Origin of the sequence: Citrobacter sedlakii NBRC 105722, from assembly GCF_000759835.1 — a bacterium.
GTDB classification, from domain to species: Bacteria; Pseudomonadota; Gammaproteobacteria; order Enterobacterales; family Enterobacteriaceae; genus Citrobacter_A; species Citrobacter_A sedlakii.
On the sequence record NZ_BBNB01000010.1, the window covers coordinates 155543 to 173928 of the forward strand.

Annotated in this window: 13 protein-coding genes; 11 read left to right on the forward strand and 2 right to left on the reverse strand. The window is 55.3% G+C overall.

Translation table 11 applies throughout. The annotated features are described in order from the left end of the window. Positions 1-324: 324 nt before the first annotated feature. From araB to araD, 3 genes are all read left to right on the forward strand, one after another. A complete protein-coding gene (gene araB / locus CSE01S_RS15045) occupies positions 325-2034 on the forward strand; it encodes a ribulokinase (RefSeq protein WP_042290110.1) in 1710 nt (569 codons plus the stop codon). A gap of 10 nt (positions 2035-2044) precedes the next feature. Continuing rightward, positions 2045-3547: an L-arabinose isomerase gene (gene araA / locus CSE01S_RS15050; protein ID WP_042290112.1), complete on the forward strand. Its 1503-nt coding sequence runs from the start codon at positions 2045-2047 to the stop codon at positions 3545-3547. Positions 3548-3640: 93 nt separating this feature from the next. Beyond that, positions 3641-4336, forward strand: a complete 696-nt coding sequence (gene araD, locus CSE01S_RS15055) for an L-ribulose-5-phosphate 4-epimerase (RefSeq protein ID WP_042290115.1) — start codon at positions 3641-3643, stop codon at positions 4334-4336. A gap of 38 nt (positions 4337-4374) precedes the next feature. Here the strand turns inward: araD and CSE01S_RS15060 are convergent, their stop codons facing one another. Continuing rightward, the gene (locus CSE01S_RS15060; RefSeq protein ID WP_042290118.1) at positions 4375-4758 is read right to left on the reverse strand and encodes a DUF4751 family protein; all 384 of its coding nucleotides are present in this window, start codon (positions 4756-4758) and stop codon (positions 4375-4377) included. Positions 4759-5189: 431 nt separating this feature from the next. Between CSE01S_RS15060 and polB the strand changes: the two genes are divergently transcribed. From polB to rluA, 3 genes are all read left to right on the forward strand, one after another. Beyond that, positions 5190-7541 carry a DNA polymerase II gene (gene polB / locus CSE01S_RS15065; RefSeq protein ID WP_042290121.1) on the forward strand — a complete coding sequence of 784 codons (2352 nt, stop codon included), beginning with the start codon at positions 5190-5192 and terminating at the stop codon, positions 7539-7541. Positions 7542-7821: 280 nt separating this feature from the next. Then, the gene (gene rapA / locus CSE01S_RS15070) at positions 7822-10728 is read left to right on the forward strand and encodes an RNA polymerase-associated protein RapA (protein WP_042290124.1); all 2907 of its coding nucleotides are present in this window, start codon (positions 7822-7824) and stop codon (positions 10726-10728) included. A gap of 11 nt (positions 10729-10739) precedes the next feature. Further along, entirely contained in the window at positions 10740-11399 is a 660-nt protein-coding gene (gene rluA, locus CSE01S_RS15075; RefSeq protein ID WP_042290127.1) for a bifunctional tRNA pseudouridine(32) synthase/23S rRNA pseudouridine(746) synthase RluA, read from the forward strand. 48 nt (positions 11400-11447) lie between these two features. Here rluA and djlA read toward each other — a convergent pair whose 3' ends face one another. Continuing rightward, positions 11448-12260, reverse strand: coding sequence for a co-chaperone DjlA (gene djlA / locus CSE01S_RS15080; protein WP_042290130.1), 813 nt, complete (start codon positions 12258-12260; stop codon positions 11448-11450). Positions 12261-12515: 255 nt separating this feature from the next. Here djlA and lptD point away from each other — a divergent pair, with 255 nt between their 5' ends. From lptD to apaG, 5 genes are read left to right on the forward strand one after another with little or no spacing between them, the layout of a single operon-like run. Further along, positions 12516-14855, forward strand: a complete 2340-nt coding sequence (gene lptD, locus CSE01S_RS15085) for an LPS assembly protein LptD (protein ID WP_042290133.1) — start codon at positions 12516-12518, stop codon at positions 14853-14855. 52 nt (positions 14856-14907) lie between these two features. After that, positions 14908-16194 carry a peptidylprolyl isomerase SurA gene (surA, locus tag CSE01S_RS15090; protein ID WP_042290135.1) on the forward strand — a complete coding sequence of 429 codons (1287 nt, stop codon included), beginning with the start codon at positions 14908-14910 and terminating at the stop codon, positions 16192-16194. Next, entirely contained in the window at positions 16194-17183 is a 990-nt protein-coding gene (gene pdxA / locus CSE01S_RS15095; protein ID WP_042290137.1) for a 4-hydroxythreonine-4-phosphate dehydrogenase PdxA, read from the forward strand. The genes surA and pdxA overlap by 1 nt, the downstream gene beginning before the upstream one ends. Further along, complete coding sequence (gene rsmA / locus CSE01S_RS15100) at positions 17180-18001, forward strand: 16S rRNA (adenine(1518)-N(6)/adenine(1519)-N(6))-dimethyltransferase RsmA (protein WP_042290139.1); 822 nt, start codon at positions 17180-17182, stop codon at positions 17999-18001. The genes pdxA and rsmA overlap by 4 nt, the downstream gene beginning before the upstream one ends. Positions 18002-18003: 2 nt before the next feature. After that, positions 18004-18381: a Co2+/Mg2+ efflux facilitator ApaG/CorD gene (apaG, locus tag CSE01S_RS15105; RefSeq protein ID WP_042290141.1), complete on the forward strand. Its 378-nt coding sequence runs from the start codon at positions 18004-18006 to the stop codon at positions 18379-18381. The last annotated feature ends 5 nt before the right edge of the window (positions 18382-18386 follow it).

Genomic DNA, 18386 nt, shown 5'->3' on the forward strand with positions numbered 1-18386 from the left:
GAAGTTCGGTGAGGAAACAAATTGTCCATATTGCGTAAAAGGGTGTTATCTGCGCCCTGCTTTGCCCTGGCGTTGTTGCTGGCAGAGCATCAACTCCGCTTTTTCACAGCATTTTGTAACAAAACTGCGCGGTCAGAGCGATAAAAACTGATAACAAAAGTGTCTATAACTACGGCAGAAATGTCCACATTGAATATTTGCACGGCGTCACACTTTGCAATGCTATAGCATTTTTATCCATAAGATTAGCGGATCCTGCCTGACGGTTTTTATCCCCACTCACTACTGTTTCTCCATACCCGTATTTCTGGATGGAGTAAGACGATGGCGATTGCAATAGGCCTCGATTTTGGCAGTGATTCAGTGCGAGCGCTGGCGGTGGATTGCGCCACCGGCAGCGAAGTGGCAACCAGCGTTGAGTGGTATCCCCGCTGGCAAGAAGGGCGCTACTGCGATGGCCCGAACAACCGGTTTCGCCATCATCCGCGTGACTACATCGAATCAATGGAAGCAGCGCTAAAAAGCGTTCTCGCTGAACTGAGCGCCGCGCAACGCGCAGAGGTGGTCGGAATTGGCGTCGACAGCACAGGTTCCACCCCTGCGCCGATTGACGCCGACGGCAACGTCCTGGCCCTACGTCCGGAGTTTGCTGAAAACCCAAACGCGATGTTCGTTTTGTGGAAGGACCACACCGCGGTGGAAGAGGCGGAGGCCATTACCCGTCTGTGCCATACGCCGGGCAAAGCGGACTATTCCCGTTATATCGGCGGTATTTATTCCAGCGAATGGTTCTGGGCGAAAATCCTCCACGTCACCCGCGAGGACAGTGCCGTCGCACAGGCCGCCGTGTCGTGGATAGAGCTTTGCGACTGGGTGCCCGCCCTGCTTTCTGGCACTACCCGTCCGCAGGATATCCGCCGCGGGCGCTGTAGCGCCGGACATAAATCGCTGTGGCATGAAAGCTGGGGCGGCCTGCCGCCCGCCAGCTTCTTTGACGAGCTTGATCCCCTCATTAACCAGCATTTGCCCTACCCGTTATTCAGCGAAACCTTCACAGCCGATCTGCCGGTTGGCACGCTGTGCGCGGAATGGGCGCAGCGTCTCGGCCTGCCGCAGAGCGTGGTGATCTCCGGCGGCGCGTTCGATTGCCATATGGGCGCTGTGGGCGCAGGCGCGCAGCCGAACGCGCTGGTAAAAGTGATCGGCACGTCAACCTGCGACATTCTGATTGCCGATAAGCAAAGCGTGGGCGATCGCGCGGTGAAAGGGATCTGTGGTCAGGTTGACGGCAGCGTCGTCCCCAATTTCATCGGGCTCGAAGCCGGACAGTCCGCCTTTGGCGATATCTATGCCTGGTTTGGCCGCATTCTCGGCTGGCCGCTTGAGCAGCTTGCCGCCCAGCATCCTGAGCTAAAAACGCAGATCAAAGCCAGCCAGAAGCAACTGCTGCCCGCGCTCACCGAAGCGTGGGCCAACAATCCTTCACTCGATCACCTGCCGGTGGTACTCGACTGGTTCAATGGACGCCGTACGCCAAACGCCAATCAGCGTCTGAAAGGGGTCATTAGCGACCTGAATCTGGCGACGGACGCCCCGGCGCTGTTCGGCGGTCTGATTGCCGCCACCGCCTTCGGCGCGCGCGCCATTATGGAGTGCTTCACTGAACAAGGCATTGCGGTGAATAACGTCATGGCGCTGGGCGGTATCGCCCGTAAAAACAAGGTCATTATGCAGGCCTGCTGCGACGTCCTGAATCGCCCGTTGCAGATCGTCGCCTCCGATCAGTGCTGCGCGCTGGGCGCGGCGATCTTTGCCGCCGTGGCGGCAAAGGTGCATGCCGACATCCCTGCCGCTCAACAAAAGATGGCGAGTGCGGTGGAAAACACGCTGCAACCCCGCCCTGAACAGGCGCAGCGCTTCGAACAGCTTTATCGCCGCTACCAGCAGTGGGCGGTGAGCGCCGAGCAACATTATCTTCCGACTGCCGCCCCGGTCATCAACGCACCGGCTCACCAGGCAACCCTGACTCATTAAGGACACGACAATGACAATTTTTGATAACTATGAAGTGTGGTTTGTAATCGGTAGCCAGCACCTTTACGGGCCAGAAACGCTGCGTCAGGTCACTCAGCACGCCGAACACGTCGTTAATGCTTTGAACAGCGAAGCCAAACTGCCGTGCAAACTGGTATTGAAGCCGCTGGGCACCACGCCGGATGAGATCACCGCCATTTGCCGCGATGCAAATTACGACGATCGCTGCGCGGGTTTGGTGGTCTGGCTGCATACGTTCTCTCCTGCGAAAATGTGGATCAATGGACTGACGACGCTTAATAAGCCGCTGCTTCAGTTCCACACTCAGTTCAACGCCGCCCTGCCGTGGGACAGTATTGATATGGACTTTATGAACCTGAACCAGACCGCACACGGCGGTCGCGAGTTCGGTTTCATCGGCGCGCGTATGCGTCAGCAGCATGCCGTAGTCACCGGTCACTGGCAGGATAAGACGGCACAGGATCGTATCGGCTCGTGGATGCGTCACGCGGTCTCAAAACAGGATACGCGTCATCTGAAGGTCTGCCGTTTCGGCGATAACATGCGCGAAGTGGCGGTCACTGACGGCGATAAAGTCGCCGCACAGATCAAGTTCGGCTTCTCGGTGAACACCTGGGCGGTGGGCGATCTGGTGCAGGTGGTTAATTCCATCAGCGACGGCGATATCAACGCGCTGATCGACGAGTATGAAAACCGCTATACCCTGACGCCTGCTACGCAGATCCACGGCGAAAAACGGCAGAACGTGCTGGAAGCGGCGCGCATCGAGCTGGGAATGAAGCGTTTCCTCGAACAGGGCGGCTTTCACGCGTTTACCACCACTTTTGAAGATTTGCACGGCCTGAAACAGCTTCCTGGTCTGGCCGTACAGCGTCTGATGCAGCAGGGCTACGGCTTTGCGGGCGAAGGCGACTGGAAAACCGCCGCTCTGCTTCGCATCATGAAGGTGATGTCAACCGGTCTGCAGGGCGGCACCTCATTTATGGAGGACTACACCTACCACTTCGAGAAAGGCAACGATCTGGTGCTTGGCTCGCACATGCTGGAAGTGTGTCCGACCATCGCGGTGGAAGAAAAACCGATCCTCGACGTGCAGCATCTCGGCATTGGCGGTAAAGACGATCCCGCGCGTCTGATCTTCAACACCCAAACCGGTCCGGCGATTGTCGCCAGCCTGATCGACCTGGGCGATCGCTACCGCCTGCTGGTGAACTGCATCGACACCGTCAAAACGCCGCACTCGCTGCCGAAACTGCCGGTCGCCAATGCGCTGTGGAAAGCGCAGCCGGACCTGCCTACCGCCTCTGAAGCGTGGATCCTGGCGGGCGGCGCCCACCATACCGTCTTCAGCCACGCGCTGGATCTGAACGATATGCGCCAGTTTGCTGAAATGCACGATATCGAAATCGCCGTTATTGATAACGAAACCCGCCTGCCCGCCTTTAAAGACGCGCTGCGCTGGAATGAAGTGTATTACGGATTCAAACGTTAACCAGGTAATTGCCTGATACGCCTCACTTATCCGGCCTGCTCAAGGTATAGGCCGGATAAGGCGTTTACGCCGCCATCAGGCAAGGAGACAAACATGTTAGACGATCTTAAACGCCAGGTGCTGGAAGCGAATCTGGCTTTGCCGCAGCATAATCTGGTGACGCTCACCTGGGGGAATGTCAGCGCCGTTGACCGCGAGCGCGGCGTGTTCATCATCAAACCGTCCGGCGTTGAATACAACGCGATGACCGCCGGGGATATGGTGGTGGTCAGCCTTGCGACAGGTGAAGTCGTGGAAGGAACGAAAAAACCGTCTTCCGATACCCCCACACACCGCCTGTTGTATCAGGCTTTTCCATCAATTGGCGGTATCGTACACACGCATTCCCGCCACGCAACCATCTGGGCACAGGCCGGACAGCCGATCCCTGCCACCGGTACCACCCACGCCGACTATTTCTACGGTACGATCCCCTGCACGCGTAAAATGACCGATGCGGAAATTAACGGCGCGTATGAATGGGAAACCGGCAATGTGATCGTGGAAACCTTCGAAAAACAGGGCATTGATGCCGCCCAGATGCCGGGCGTACTGGTACATTCTCACGGCCCCTTCGCCTGGGGTAAGAATGCTGAAGATGCGGTGCATAACGCCATAGTGCTGGAAGAGGTCGCCTACATGGGGATTTTCTGTCGCCAGCTTGCCCCGCAGCTACCCGATATGCAACAAACCCTGCTTGATAAACATTATCTGCGCAAGCATGGCGCAAAAGCCTATTACGGCCAGTAACACGCCGTTGCGCGTCCAGACAGAGACGCGCAACTTATTTATTCGGGAAGATATTCGGCGAATCGACTTTTGAATAAACAATTATTCGCGCTGATATATTCTATCGCATTATCAAAATAACCGCGTATTTCCTCCCCTTCCAGAGAATGAAAAAAGACGTAATCAACGATCGTTGACTGCCACCGTTGCCCGTGTAAAAAATAATTAATCACCGTATCGCGATGGCCATTTCGACGATCGTGACCTTGCCAATGGAAAAACGCATTTCCATCTTCAATAGTTTCAGTACGCCAAATCTGCCCTGTCCATGTTTTATACTCAATATATTTACTGACGGTGTTCACCGACGGCCTTGAAACCAGCGTATTTACAAAAACATAGTTATGATAATTATTCTGATGTATTCGAGTAAATTCATTCATATACCCACTCCATGAAAAAGAAAACGCCCGTTCCCTAAGCTGAACAATAATCATCCACTTAAAACAAAATGATAACAGAGAGATATTCCCGACGAAATCGAACCGCATCCTTTTTATTTAGCAATAGATAAATTTAAATATATATTATATTTTATCGATAGGTTACCCAAATATATATTATATTCAGTCAAAGCAAGCGGGCGTTTCAAAAGAAAGTTTTACACTTACGTTTAATGAAAACAAATAAAAATTGCTAAATTTTGCTATTCCGAGAAACAAGTAACAAAATCAAACAGGCACTAATCCGAATTATATATAATGTCCTCATTCAGACTTTATAAAGGTTGCATTCGTCAATTACTGTACAAAATAACAGTATTCTTTTTCAAACCAGGTTATACTGAAGACACATAAGCGAACAGGTATACAGCGTGGCGCAGGCAGGTTTTATTTTAACCCGACACTGGCGGGATACGTCGCAGGGAACAGAGGTCTCATTCTGGCTGGCTACAGACAGCGGACCTTTGCAGGTGACGCTTGCCCCTCAGGAATCCGTCGCCTTTTTCCCAGAACAGCAGACGCCACGGGTAAAATCACTTCTGGCCGCCGAAAACGGCTATCGCCTGGCGCCGCTTCGTCTCAGAGATTTTCATCGCCAACCGGTGTCTGGGCTTTATTGCCGTTCGCACCGACAGCTAATGCGTCTGGAAAAGCTGCTGCGGGAAAATGGCGTCACGGTGTACGAAGGCGATGTGCGTCCGCCAGAGCGTTACCTGATGGAACGGTTTATCACCTCCCCGGTGTGGGTAGAAGGCGAAGCGCGTCACGGCGCAATCGTCAATGCGCGGATAAAGCCGCATCCTGACTATCGTCCGCCGCTGAAATGGCTCTCACTGGATATCGAAACTACCCGCCACGGCGAACTGTATTGTATTGGCCTGGAAGGCTGCGGCCAGCGCACCGTGTATATGCTTGGCCCGGCGAACGGCGACGCTTCCACGCTCGACTTCCAGCTTGAGTACGTCGCCAGCCGCCCACTGCTTCTGGAAAAGTTGAATGAATGGATTGCCCGCTATGACCCGGACGTTATCATCGGCTGGAATGTCGTGCAGTTCGATCTGCGCATGCTGCAAAAGCACGCCGAGCGCTACCGCGTTCCGCTGCGCTTTGGCCGCGACAACAGCGAACTGGAATGGCGCGAGCACGGGTTTAAAAATGGCGTATTCTTCGCTCAGGCCAGAGGTCGACTCATTATCGATGGCATAGAAGCGCTGAAGTCAGCCTTCTGGAACTTCTCGTCATTTTCCCTTGAGGCCGTCTCGCAGGAATTACTCGGCGAAGGCAAGTCGATTGATAACCCGTGGGATCGTATGGATGAAATCGACCGCCGGTTCGCTGAAGACAAACCCGCGCTCGCCACCTACAACCTGAAAGACTGCGAGCTGGTCACCCGGATCTTCCATAAAACCGAGATTATGCCGTTTCTGTTGGAACGCGCCACGGTCAATGGTTTACCTGCCGATCGCCACGGCGGTTCGGTCGCTGCCTTTGGACACCTCTATTTCCCGCGAATGCATCGGGCAGGTTATGTTGCGCCCAATCTCGGCGAGGTTCCCCCGCACGCCAGTCCAGGCGGCTACGTGATGGATTCACGCCCCGGGTTGTACGACTCTGTGCTGGTGCTGGATTACAAAAGCCTGTATCCGTCAATTATCCGCACCTTTTTGATCGACCCGGTGGGTCTGGTCGAAGGGATGGCGCACCCGGATCCCGTGCACAGCACCGAAGGTTTCCTTGATGCCTGGTTTTCACGGGAAAAACACTGTCTGCCAGAGATCGTGACAACGATCTGGCAAGGTCGCGACGAAGCCAAACGTCAGGGGAATAAACCGCTTTCCCAGGCGCTCAAAATCATTATGAATGCCTTTTACGGCGTGCTCGGCACCACCGCCTGTCGATTCTTCGATCCCCGGCTGGCCTCGTCAATTACCATGCGTGGTCATGCGATCATGCGCCAGACCAAAGCGCTGATTGAAGCGCAAGGTTATGATGTGATCTATGGCGACACAGACTCCACGTTTGTCTGGCTGAAACGCGCCCACAGTGAAGCAGACGCGGCGGAAATTGGCCGCTCGCTGGTTGATCACGTCAACGCCTGGTGGAAGCAGGAACTGCAACGGCAAAACCTCAACAGCGCGCTTGAGCTGGAGTATGAGACGCATTTTTGCCGCTTTTTGATGCCGACCATTCGTGGTGCGGATACCGGCAGTAAAAAGCGCTATGCCGGGCTTATCCAGGAAGGCGATGCGCAACGGATGGTCTTTAAAGGGCTGGAGACCGTACGTACCGACTGGACGCCGCTCGCGCAGCAGTTCCAGCAGGATCTGTACCTGCGAATTTTCCGACATGAACCCTATCAGGACTACGTGCGGGAAACGATCGCTAAACTGATGGCCGGTGAGCTTGACGATCGGCTGGTTTACCGCAAGCGGCTGCGTCGTCCGCTAAGCGAATACCAGCGCAACGTTCCGCCGCATGTCCGCGCGGCGCGGCTGGCGGATGAAGAAAACCTGAAGCGGGGTCGTCCAGCGCAATACCAGAACCGTGGCACCATAAAGTACGTCTGGACGATTAACGGCCCGGAGCCGCACGATTACCAACGTTCGCCGCTGGATTACGAGCATTACCTGACGCGCCAGCTGCAGCCCGTCGCTGAAGGTATCCTGCCTTTCATCGACGATAATTTTGCTACACTACTGACAGGACAATTAGGGTTATTTTGACGCGTGACGAATCCGCCGCCATCCATTACCATAGCGCCCTTTCCATTCCTGGACCCAAATAATCTTGCTGCCCACTTAGCGACTATCCCGATAGGCGCCAGGCATGGCGGCAGGGTCGTTATACTCACCATAATTCGAGTGACGGGCTGGCGACGACGCCGCAAAACCGCAGACGCTTCCTGAGGGTAAGTGACGGGAGTGAGCGAGTCGCGCCAACGCATCTGCAGCCTGAAGTATGTCGAGTATTGCCTGCAATTAAAGATATAGAGCCGAACAAAATATGCCTTTTACACTTGGTCAACGCTGGATCAGCGATACAGAAAGCGAACTGGGACTTGGAACCGTTGTCGCCATGGATGCGCGTACCGTCACCCTGCTTTTCCCTTCTACCGGCGAAAACCGTTTGTATGCGCGCAGTGACTCCCCTGTAACCCGCGTGATGTTCAACCCTGGCGATACCATTACCAGCCACGAAGGCTGGCAGCTGCAAATCGATGAAGTAAAAGAAGAAAACGGTTTGCTCGCCTACATTGGCACCCGTCTGGACACCGAAGAAAGCGGCGTAATGCTGCGCGAAGTCCTGCTGGACAGCAAACTGGTGTTCAGTAAACCCCAGGATCGCCTGTTTGCCGGACAAATCGATCGCATGGACCGCTTTGCGTTGCGCTACCGCGCGCGTAAATTTCAGAGCGAGCAGTACCGCATGCCGTGGAGCGGCCTGCGCGGCCAGCGTACCAGCCTGATTCCACACCAGCTAAACATCGCCCATGACGTGGGTCGCCGCCATGCGCCACGCGTTCTGCTGGCGGATGAAGTCGGTTTAGGCAAAACCATTGAAGCCGGCATGATCCTTCATCAACAACTGCTGTCCGGCGCGGCGGAGCGCGTACTTATTATCGTACCCGAAACCTTACAGCATCAGTGGCTGGTTGAGATGCTGCGCCGTTTCAACCTGCGCTTCGCCCTGTTCGATGATGAGCGTTACGCCGAAGCGCAACACGATGCTTACAACCCGTTTGAAACGGAACAGTTAGTGATCTGCTCGCTCGATTTCGCCCGCCGTAACAAACAGCGCCTGGAGCATCTGTGCGACGCCGAATGGGATCTCATGGTCGTTGACGAAGCGCACCATCTGGTCTGGAGCGAAGACGCGCCAAGCCGCGAGTATCTGGCGATTGAGCAACTGGCAGAACGCGTGCCTGGCGTTCTGCTGCTGACCGCCACCCCGGAGCAACTGGGGATGGAAAGCCACTTTGCCCGTTTACGTTTACTCGATCCGAGCCGCTTCCACGACTTCGCCCAATTTGTCGAAGAACAGAAGAACTACCGCCCGGTCGCCGACGCCGTCGCCATGCTGCTGGCAGGTAACAAACTCAGCAATGACGAACTGAATATGTTGGGCGAGCTTATCGGCGAGCAGGATATTGAGCCGCTGCTGCAAACGGCAAACAGCGACCGCGACGGCGCGCAAAGTGCCCGACAGGAACTGGTCTCCATGCTGATGGACCGCCACGGCACCAGCCGCGTCCTGTTCCGTAACACCCGTAACGGCGTGAAAGGCTTTCCGAAACGCGAGCTGCATACCATTAAGTTGCCGCTGCCGACGCAGTATCAGACGGCGATTAAAGTGTCCGGCATCATGGGCGCCCGCAAAAACGCGGAAGACAGAGCGCGCGACATGCTGTATCCGGAACAAATTTATCAGGAGTTTGAAGGCGATACCGGCACCTGGTGGAACTTCGACCCGCGCGTTGAATGGCTGATGGGCTATCTGACCAGCCATCGCTCGCAAAAAGTACTGGTCATCTGCGCCAAAGCGACCACCGCTCTGCAACTGGAACAGGTGCTGCGTGAACGCGAAGGCATCCGCGCCGCCGTGTTCCACGAAGGCATGTCGATTATTGAACGCGACCGCGCCGCCGCCTGGTTTGGCGAAGAAGACAGCGGCGCCCAGGTGCTGCTGTGCTCTGAAATCGGTTCTGAAGGTCGTAACTTCCAGTTTGCCAGCAACCTGGTGATGTTTGATCTACCGTTTAACCCGGACCTGCTGGAGCAGCGTATTGGTCGTCTCGACCGTATTGGTCAGGCCCACGATATTCAGATCCACGTGCCTTTCCTGGAAAAAACCGCCCAGTCGGTGCTGGTACGCTGGTATCACGAAGGACTGGACGCGTTTGAACATACCTGCCCGACCGGCCGCGCCATTTACGATGCGGTCTACAACAACCTGATTGGTTACCTGGCGGCGCCGGAAGAGACGGACGGATTCGACGATCTGATCAAAACCTGCCGTGAGCAGCATGAGGCGCTAAAAGCACAGCTGGAACAGGGGCGCGACCGCCTGCTGGAGATCCATTCCAACGGTGGCGAGAAAGCGCAGCAACTTGCCGAAAGCATTGAAGAGCAGGATGACGACACCAGTCTGATCGCCTTTGCCATGAACCTGTTTGATATCGTCGGCATTAACCAGGACGATCGCGGTGAAAACCTGATTGTGCTGACGCCGTCCGACCATATGCTGGTGCCGGACTTCCCGGGCCTACCGGAAGATGGCTGCACCATCACCTTTGAACGTGATGTGGCGCTGTCGCGGGAAGACGCGCAGTTTATAACCTGGGAGCATCCGCTGATTCGTAACGGCCTGGATCTGATCCTCTCCGGCGATACCGGCAGCAGCACCATTTCGCTGCTGAAGAACAAGGCGCTGCCGGTCGGCACGCTGTTGCTGGAACTGGTATACGTCGTCGAGGCGCAGGCACCGAAGCAGCTTCAGCTTAACCGCTTCCTGCCGCCGACGCCGGTGCGCCTGTTGCTGGATAAAAACGGTAATAACCTGGCCGCGCAGGTGGAGTTCGAAACCTTCAACCGTCAGTTGAGCGCCGTTAACCGTCACACCGGCAGCAAACTGGTTAATGCGGTGCAGCAGGATGTGCATGCGATTCTGCAACAGGGCGAAGCGCAGGTTGAGAAATCTGCCCGTGCGCTGATTGACGCCGCGCGTCATGAAGCTGATGAAAAACTGTCGGCAGAACTTTCGCGTCTGGAAGCGCTGCGCGCCGTCAATCCAAACATCCGCGACGATGAGCTGGCGGCGATTGAGAGCAACCGTCAGCAGGTGCTGGAAAGCCTGAACCAGGCCGGATGGCGACTTGATGCGTTACGTCTGATTGTCGTTACGCATCAGTAACGGAGCTGAAGATGGGAATGGAGAACTACAATCCGCCGCAGGATCCCTGGCTGGTGATTCTGTACCAGGATGAACACATTATGGTGGTCAACAAGCCGAGCGGCTTGTTGTCCGTGCCGGGGCGTCTTGACGAGCATAAAGACAGCATCATGACCCGCATCCAGCGCGACTATCCACAGGCAGAGTCGGTGCACCGACTGGATATGGCCACCAGCGGCGTGATTGTCGTTGCGTTAACCAAAGCGGCGGAACGTGAACTGAAGCGCCAGTTTCGCGAGCGCGAGCCAAAAAAACAGTACGTCGCGCGGGTGTGGGGACATCCTCAGCCCGCCGAGGGGCTGATTGATCTACCGCTTATTTGTGACTGGCCAAACCGGCCAAAGCAGAAGGTCTGCTACGAGACAGGTAAAGCGGCGCAGACCGGGTATGAAGTGGTGGACTATGCGGCGGATAACAGCGCCCGCGTGGTGCTCAAACCCATCACCGGACGCTCGCATCAGCTTCGTGTCCATATGCTGGCGCTCGGTCATCCGATCCTCGGCGATCGCTTTTACGCCACCCCGGAAGCGCTGGCAATGGCGCCGCGACTGCTGTTGCACGCCGAAACGCTCACCATTACCCATCCCGCTTACGGCAACAGCATGACGTTTAAAGCGCCTGCCGATTTTTAACTGTGCTTATGTGCTTACCGGATGGCGCTGCGCCATCCGGTAAACGACTCACTTAAATCCTTTCTGGTCTTTGATTAATTCATATGCTTTCTGAATTTCCTGCGCTTTCTGCTTCGCCATCTCCATCATTTCTGGCGGTAACCCTTTAGCGACCAGTTTGTCCGGGTGATGTTCGCTCATGAGCTTACGGTAAGCGCGTTTGATGGTGGTTGCATCATCAGAGGGCTTCACCCCCAGCACGTTACAGGCGTCCTCCAGCGTCGGACCGCGCTGCGTCTGCTGCCAGCCACCGCCGGATTGCTGCTGGTAACCACCGCCAAACTGCGCGCCGCCCTGCATCATACGCAGGAATTGCTCAAACTGAACGCGGGAAATGCCCAGCTCTTCGGCAATCACATACAGCACTTCGCGTTCGTTCGGGTGCAGCGAGCCGTCGGCAAATGCCGCCTGGATTTGAATCTCCAGAAACATACGAATCAGGTCGAAACGACCAAAACAGACGCTACGAAACTGCCGCATTTTTTCACGCAGTGGGTAATTGTCTGATTTTCCGACGCGGAACGCGTTTTGCGCCGCAGATCGCGATTCGCCATGTAAATTCATTCGATCCATAAGCACATTTGCCACATGGATATCCGCTTCGGTCACCCGTCCTTTTGATTTCGTTAAGTGCCCCATCACCTCAAAGGTAGTGGCAAAAAACAGCGCCTGACGTTCACGCTGGTTGGCAAACCACGCCATTTTTCGGCTGCGTGCTTTGTCAAACATATGGCCGATTAACAGCCCGAGAACCACGCCCCAGAAGCCGCCGCCCATCATCAGAGCCACGGCCACGCCAATAATTTTTCCCCAGTACTGCATAAACTCCCCAATTTGTCTCACGCCTGGTGAGGTTATGTCCCGCAAAATAAGCCGCTTTTTACCGTTTCACGGCAACGGTCAATTGTGGGACATCGCCTATAATTTGCATTATCATACCTGTCATTCACAGCCGTGACTAACACCACAGACGCTATCCCGGCAGGATTAACACTAGCACTACGAACATGAGTAAGTTAGGCTGTGGCGGTTTGTCACGCGCGACGCTACTGATGATGGAACAATAAAATACAACGTATGAAAAAACGTATTCCCACCCTCCTGGCCACCATGATTGCCACCGCCCTGTACAGTCAGCAGGGTCTGGCAGCCAGCCTCGCCTCACAATGTATGTTGGGCGTGCCAAGCTATGACCGTCCTCTGGTACAGGGCGAGACGAATGAACTCCCTGTCACCATTAATGCCGATCATGCGAAAGGAAATTATCCCGATGACGCGGTGTTTAGCGGCAATGTGGACATCATGCAGGGCAACAGCCGTCTGCAGGCCGATGAGGTGCAGTTGCATCAGAAAGCCGCGCCAGGCCAGCCTGAGCCAGTACGCACCGTCGATGCGCTCGGTAACGTCCATTACGACGACAACCAGGTGATCCTCAAAGGGCCGAAGGGCTGGGCAAACCTGAACACGAAAGATACCAACGTCTGGGAAGGTGATTACCAGATGGTGGGCCGTCAGGGCCGCGGTAAAGCCGACCTGATGAAACAGCGCGGTGAAAACCGCTATACCATCCTTGAGAACGGCAGCTTCACCTCCTGTCTGCCGGGTTCTGATACCTGGAGCGTGGTCGGTAGCGAAGTGATCCACGACCGTGAAGAACAGGTTGCGGAAATCTGGAACGCCCGCTTTAAAGTGGGTCCGGTTCCGATTTTTTACAGCCCGTACCTGCAATTGCCGGTGGGGGATAAGCGTCGCTCAGGTTTCCTGATCCCGAACGCGAAGTACACGTCGAAAAACTATTTCGAGTTCTATCTTCCTTATTACTGGAACATCGCGCCGAATATGGACGCGACCATCACGCCGCACTACATGCACCGTCGCGGCGGGATAATGTGGGAGAACGAATTCCGCTATCTGACGCAAGCGGGCGCAGGCCTGATGGAGTTCGACTATCTGAACTCTGACCGCGTCTATGACGATGAGCATCCCAAAGACGATAACTCGCGCCGCTGGCTGTTTTACTGGCAGCATTCCGGGGTGATGGATCAGGTGTGGCGCTTCAATGTCGACTACACCAAAGTCAGCGACTCCAGCTACTTTAACGATTTCGACAATAAGTACGGTTCCAGTACCGACGGTTACGCCACGCAGAAATTCAGCGTCGGTTACGCGGTAGAAAACTTCGACGCCACCGTGTCGACCAAGCAGTTCCAGGTCTTTAGCGATCAAAATAACAGTAGTTACTCCGCAGAGCCTCAGCTGGACGTTAACTACTATAAGAATGACGTCGGTCCGTTTGACACCCGTATCTACGGCCAGGCTGTGCATTTTGTCAACACCAAAGACAACATGCCGGAAGCGACGCGTTTGCACCTGGAGCCCACCATCAATCTGCCGCTGTCAAACAAGTGGGGAAGCCTCAACACCGAAGCGAAACTGATGGCGACACACTACCAGCAAAAGAACCTCGAGAATTATCCGCAATATGATGATTCGGTGAACCGCGTTATGCCGCAGTTCAAGGTTGACGGCAAAATGGTATTCGAACGTGATATGAACATGCTCGCGCCGGGATACACCCAGACGCTGGAGCCGCGCGCGCAGTATCTGTACGTACCGTATCGCGATCAGAGCAAAATTTACAACTATGACTCCTCTTTGCTGCAGTCTGACTATACCGGTCTGTTCCGCGATCGCACCTATGGCGGCCTGGACCGTATCGCTTCGGCGAATCAGGTCACGACCGGCGTCACATCCCGCGTATATGATGACGCGGCGGTTGAACGTTTTAACGTTTCTGTTGGTCAAATCTACTATTTCACCGAGTCTCGCACCGGCGATGACAACATTAAGTGGGAGAATGATGACCAAAAAGGCTCTCTGGTATGGGCAGGCGACACATACTGGCGTATTTCTGAGCGCTGGGGACTGCGTGGCGGTATTCAGTACGATACCCGTCTGGACAGCGTCGCGACCAGCAGTTCCAGTATCGAATACCGTCGCGACGAAGACCGCCTGGTACAGTTGAACTACCGTTACGCCAGCCCGGAGTATATCCAGGCTACGCTGCCGAGTTACTACTCGACGGCTGAGCAGTACAAAAACGGTATCAACCAGGTGGGCGCTGTCGCCAGTTGGCCGATCGCCGACCGCTGGTCTGTCGTTGGCGCTTACTACTACGATACCAACGTGAATAAACCTGCCGACCAGATGTTAGGTCTGCAATATAACTCCTGCTGTTACGCGATCCGCGTCGGTTACGAGCGTAAGCTGAACGGCTGGGAAAACGAAAAAGAACACGCGGTATATGACAATATCATTGGATTCAACATCGAACTTCGCGGTCTGAGCTCCAACTACGGTCTCGGCACGAAAGAGATGCTGCGCTCCAACATATTGCCGTATCAAAGCACTCTGTAATAGATTGATTTACCACGTAATCCGCAGTGCGGTTAATTGAAATGGAAAAAGTATGAAGAACTGGAAAACGCTGCTTCTCGGTATCGCCATGATCGCGAATACCAGTTTCGCTGCCCCGCAGGTGGTCGATAAAGTCGCAGCCGTTGTAAATAACGGTGTGGTGCTGGAAAGCGACGTTGATGGCTTAATGCAGTCTGTCAAACTGAACGCGAGTCAGGCCGGTCAACAGCTTCCGGACGACGCCACGCTGCGTCACCAGATCCTGGAACGTCTGATTATGGACCAGATCGTCCTGCAGATGGGTCAGAAGATGGGCGTAAAAATCTCTGATGAGCAGCTTGATCAGGCGATTGCCAATATCGCCAAACAGAACAACATGACGCTGGATCAAATGCGTAGCCGCCTGGCCTACGACGGGTTGAACTATTCGACCTACCGTAACCAGATCCGTAAAGAGATGATCATTTCTGAAGTGCGCAACAACGAAGTGCGCCGTCGTGTCACTATTCTGCCGCAGGAAGTCGAGGCGCTGGCGCAGCAGGTGGGCAACCAGAACGATGCCAACACCGAGCTGAACCTCAGCCATATCCTGATCCCGCTGCCGGAAAATCCGACCTCTGACCAGGTGAATGAAGCGGAAGCGCAGGCGCGCTCGATTGTCGATCAGGCGCGTAACGGCAATGACTTCGGCAAACTGGCGATTACCTACTCTGCTGACCAGCAGGCGCTGAAAGGCGGCCAGATGGGCTGGGGTCGTATTCAGGAACTGCCAGGCATTTTCGCTCAGGCGCTGAGCACTGCGAAGAAAGGCGACGTGGTTGGCCCGATTCGCTCCGGGGTAGGTTTCCACATCCTGAAAGTGAACGATATGCGTGGTCAGAACCAGAGCATTTCGGTGACCGAAGTTCATGCCCGTCACATTCTGCTGAAGCCGTCGCCAATCATGACCGATCAGCAGGCTCGCCAGAAACTTGAGCAGATTGCGGCAGACATTAAGAGCGGGAAAACCACCTTTGCCGCCGCAGCGAAAGAGTTCTCCCAGGATCCGGGTTCCGCCAACCAGGGCGGCGATTTGGGCTGGGCTGCGGCAGATATTTTCGATCCGGCCTTCCGCGATGCGTTAACCCGTCTGAACAAAGGCCAGATGAGCACGCCGGTACACTCTTCCTTCGGCTGGCATCTGATCGAACTGCTGGACACGCGTAACGTCGATAAAACCGACGCCGCGCAAAAAGATCGCGCTTACCGCATGCTGATGAACCGTAAGTTCTCGGAAGAAGCGGCAACCTGGATGCAGGAACAGCGCGCCAGCGCCTACGTTAAAATCCTGAGCAATTAATGACGGTTGCTCAACGCGTTGTCATTACTCCCGGCGAACCCGCCGGGATCGGCCCGGATCTGGTGGTTCAACTGGCGCAACGCGACTGGCCGGTTGAACTGGTCGTTTGCGCCGACGCCGCGATGTTAACAGACCGGGCAAACCAGCTCGGTCTACCGCTTTCCCTCCTCCCTTATTCTCCCGATACGCCAGCCAAAGCTCAGACCGCCGGTACGCTGACATTGCTGCCGGTGGCGTTGCGCGCGCCGGTCATCGCAGGACAGCTCACCGTGGAAAACGGTGAATATGTCGTGCAGACGTTGGCGCGCGCCTGTGACGGCTGCCTGGAGGGAGAATTCGCCGCGCTGATTACCGGCCCGGTGCACAAGGGCGTTATTAACGATGCGGGCATCCCGTTTACCGGGCACACCGAGTTTTTTGAAGCACGTTCGCAGACACAAAAAGTCGTGATGATGCTGGCCACTGAAGCGCTGCGCGTCGCGCTGGCAACCACGCATTTGCCGCTTCGTGACGTCGCCGATGCCATTACGCCTGCGCTGCTTCATGAAGTGATCGGCATTTTGCATCACGATTTACGCACCAAATTCGGTGTCGCCGAGCCGCGGATCCTGGTCTGTGGCCTGAATCCACATGCCGGTGAAGGCGGCCACATGGGAACCGAAGAGATCGACACGATCGTTCCGGTGCTGGATACGCTGCGCGCTCAGGGGATGAAACTGACCGGCCCGTTGCCCGCAGATACGCTGTTTCAGCCGAAATATCTGCAACATGCGGACGCGGTGCTGGCAATGTACCACGATCAGGGTCTCCCCGTGCTAAAATACCAGGGATTTGGCCGCGGGGTGAATATCACGCTGGGCCTGCCCTTTATCCGTACGTCGGTAGACCACGGCACTGCCCTTGAACTGGCGGGCCGGGGCGACGCTGACGTCGGCAGTTTTATTACGGCGCTTAATCTCGCCATCAAAATGATTGTTAATACCCAATGAATAATCGAGTCCATCAGGGCCACTTAGCCCGTAAACGCTTCGGGCAAAACTTTCTCAACGATCAGTTTGTGATCGACAGCATTGTTTCCGCCATCAACCCGCAAAAGGGTCAGGCGATGGTTGAAATCGGCCCCGGTCTGGCCGCGCTGACGGAGCCGGTTGGCGAACGTCTTGACCAACTGACGGTTATTGAACTTGACCGCGATCTGGCAGCGCGTCTGCAAACCCATCCGTTTCTGGGACCAAAGCTGACCATTTATCAGCAGGATGCCATGACGATGAACTTCGGCGAACTGGCGGAGAAAATGGGCCAACCGCTGCGCGTGTTCGGCAACCTGCCGTATAACATCTCCACGCCGCTGATGTTCCACCTGTTTAGCTATACTGATGCCATTGCCGACATGCACTTTATGTTGCAGAAGGAAGTGGTCAATCGTCTGGTTGCAGGACCCAACAGTAAAGCGTATGGTCGATTAAGCGTCATGGCGCAGTATTACTGCAACGTGATCCCGGTGCTTGAAGTGCCGCCGTCCGCCTTCACGCCGCCGCCTAAAGTCGATTCCGCCGTGGTGCGCCTGGTGCCGCATGCGACGATGCCGTATCCGGTCAACGATATTCGCGTGTTAAGCCGCATCACCACCGAAGCGTTTAACCAGCGCCGTAAAACGATTCGCAACAGCCTCGGCAATCTGTTCAGCGTCGAGGTTCTGACGGAGCTGGGCGTCGACCCGGCGATGCGAGCGGAAAATATCTCTGTCGCGCAGTATTGCAAGATGGCGAACTATCTGGCCGAAAACGCGCCGTCGAAGGAGAGCTAAGCATGATCAATTCGCCCCGAGTGTGTGTTCAGGTACAAAGCGTCTATATTGAGGCGCAATCTTCACCTGATGATGAACGTTACGTTTTTGCCTATACCGTAACCATCCGCAATCTGGGGCGAGCGCCAGTGCAGCTATTGGGACGCTACTGGTTAATTACCAATGGTCATGGCCGTGAAACCGAAGTCCAGGGAGAAGGCGTGGTGGGCGTTCAGCCGCACATTGATCCTGGCGAAGAATACCAGTACACCAGCGGTGCGGTGATTGAAACGCCGCTGGGCACTATGCAGGGTCATTACGAGATGATTGATGAGAACGGCGTCGCCTTTACCATCGATATTCCTGTTTTCCGACTCGCCGTTCCAACACTCATTCACTAAAACAA

Coding starts and splice junctions, on each gene's coding strand:
- araB (WP_042290110.1), top strand. CDS start 325: ATGGCGATTGCAATAGGCCTCGATTTTGGCAGTGATTCAGTGCGAGCG.
- araA (WP_042290112.1), top strand. CDS start 2,045: ATGACAATTTTTGATAACTATGAAGTGTGGTTTGTAATCGGTAGCCAG.
- araD (WP_042290115.1), top strand. CDS start 3,641: ATGTTAGACGATCTTAAACGCCAGGTGCTGGAAGCGAATCTGGCTTTG.
- CSE01S_RS15060 (WP_042290118.1), bottom strand. CDS start 4,758: ATGAATGAATTTACTCGAATACATCAGAATAATTATCATAACTATGTT.
- rapA (WP_042290124.1), top strand. CDS start 7,822: ATGCCTTTTACACTTGGTCAACGCTGGATCAGCGATACAGAAAGCGAA.
- rluA (WP_042290127.1), top strand. CDS start 10,740: ATGGGAATGGAGAACTACAATCCGCCGCAGGATCCCTGGCTGGTGATT.
- djlA (WP_042290130.1), bottom strand. CDS start 12,260: ATGCAGTACTGGGGAAAAATTATTGGCGTGGCCGTGGCTCTGATGATG.
- lptD (WP_042290133.1), top strand. CDS start 12,516: ATGAAAAAACGTATTCCCACCCTCCTGGCCACCATGATTGCCACCGCC.
- surA (WP_042290135.1), top strand. CDS start 14,908: ATGAAGAACTGGAAAACGCTGCTTCTCGGTATCGCCATGATCGCGAAT.
- pdxA (WP_042290137.1), top strand. CDS start 16,194: ATGACGGTTGCTCAACGCGTTGTCATTACTCCCGGCGAACCCGCCGGG.
- rsmA (WP_042290139.1), top strand. CDS start 17,180: ATGAATAATCGAGTCCATCAGGGCCACTTAGCCCGTAAACGCTTCGGG.
- apaG (WP_042290141.1), top strand. CDS start 18,004: ATGATCAATTCGCCCCGAGTGTGTGTTCAGGTACAAAGCGTCTATATT.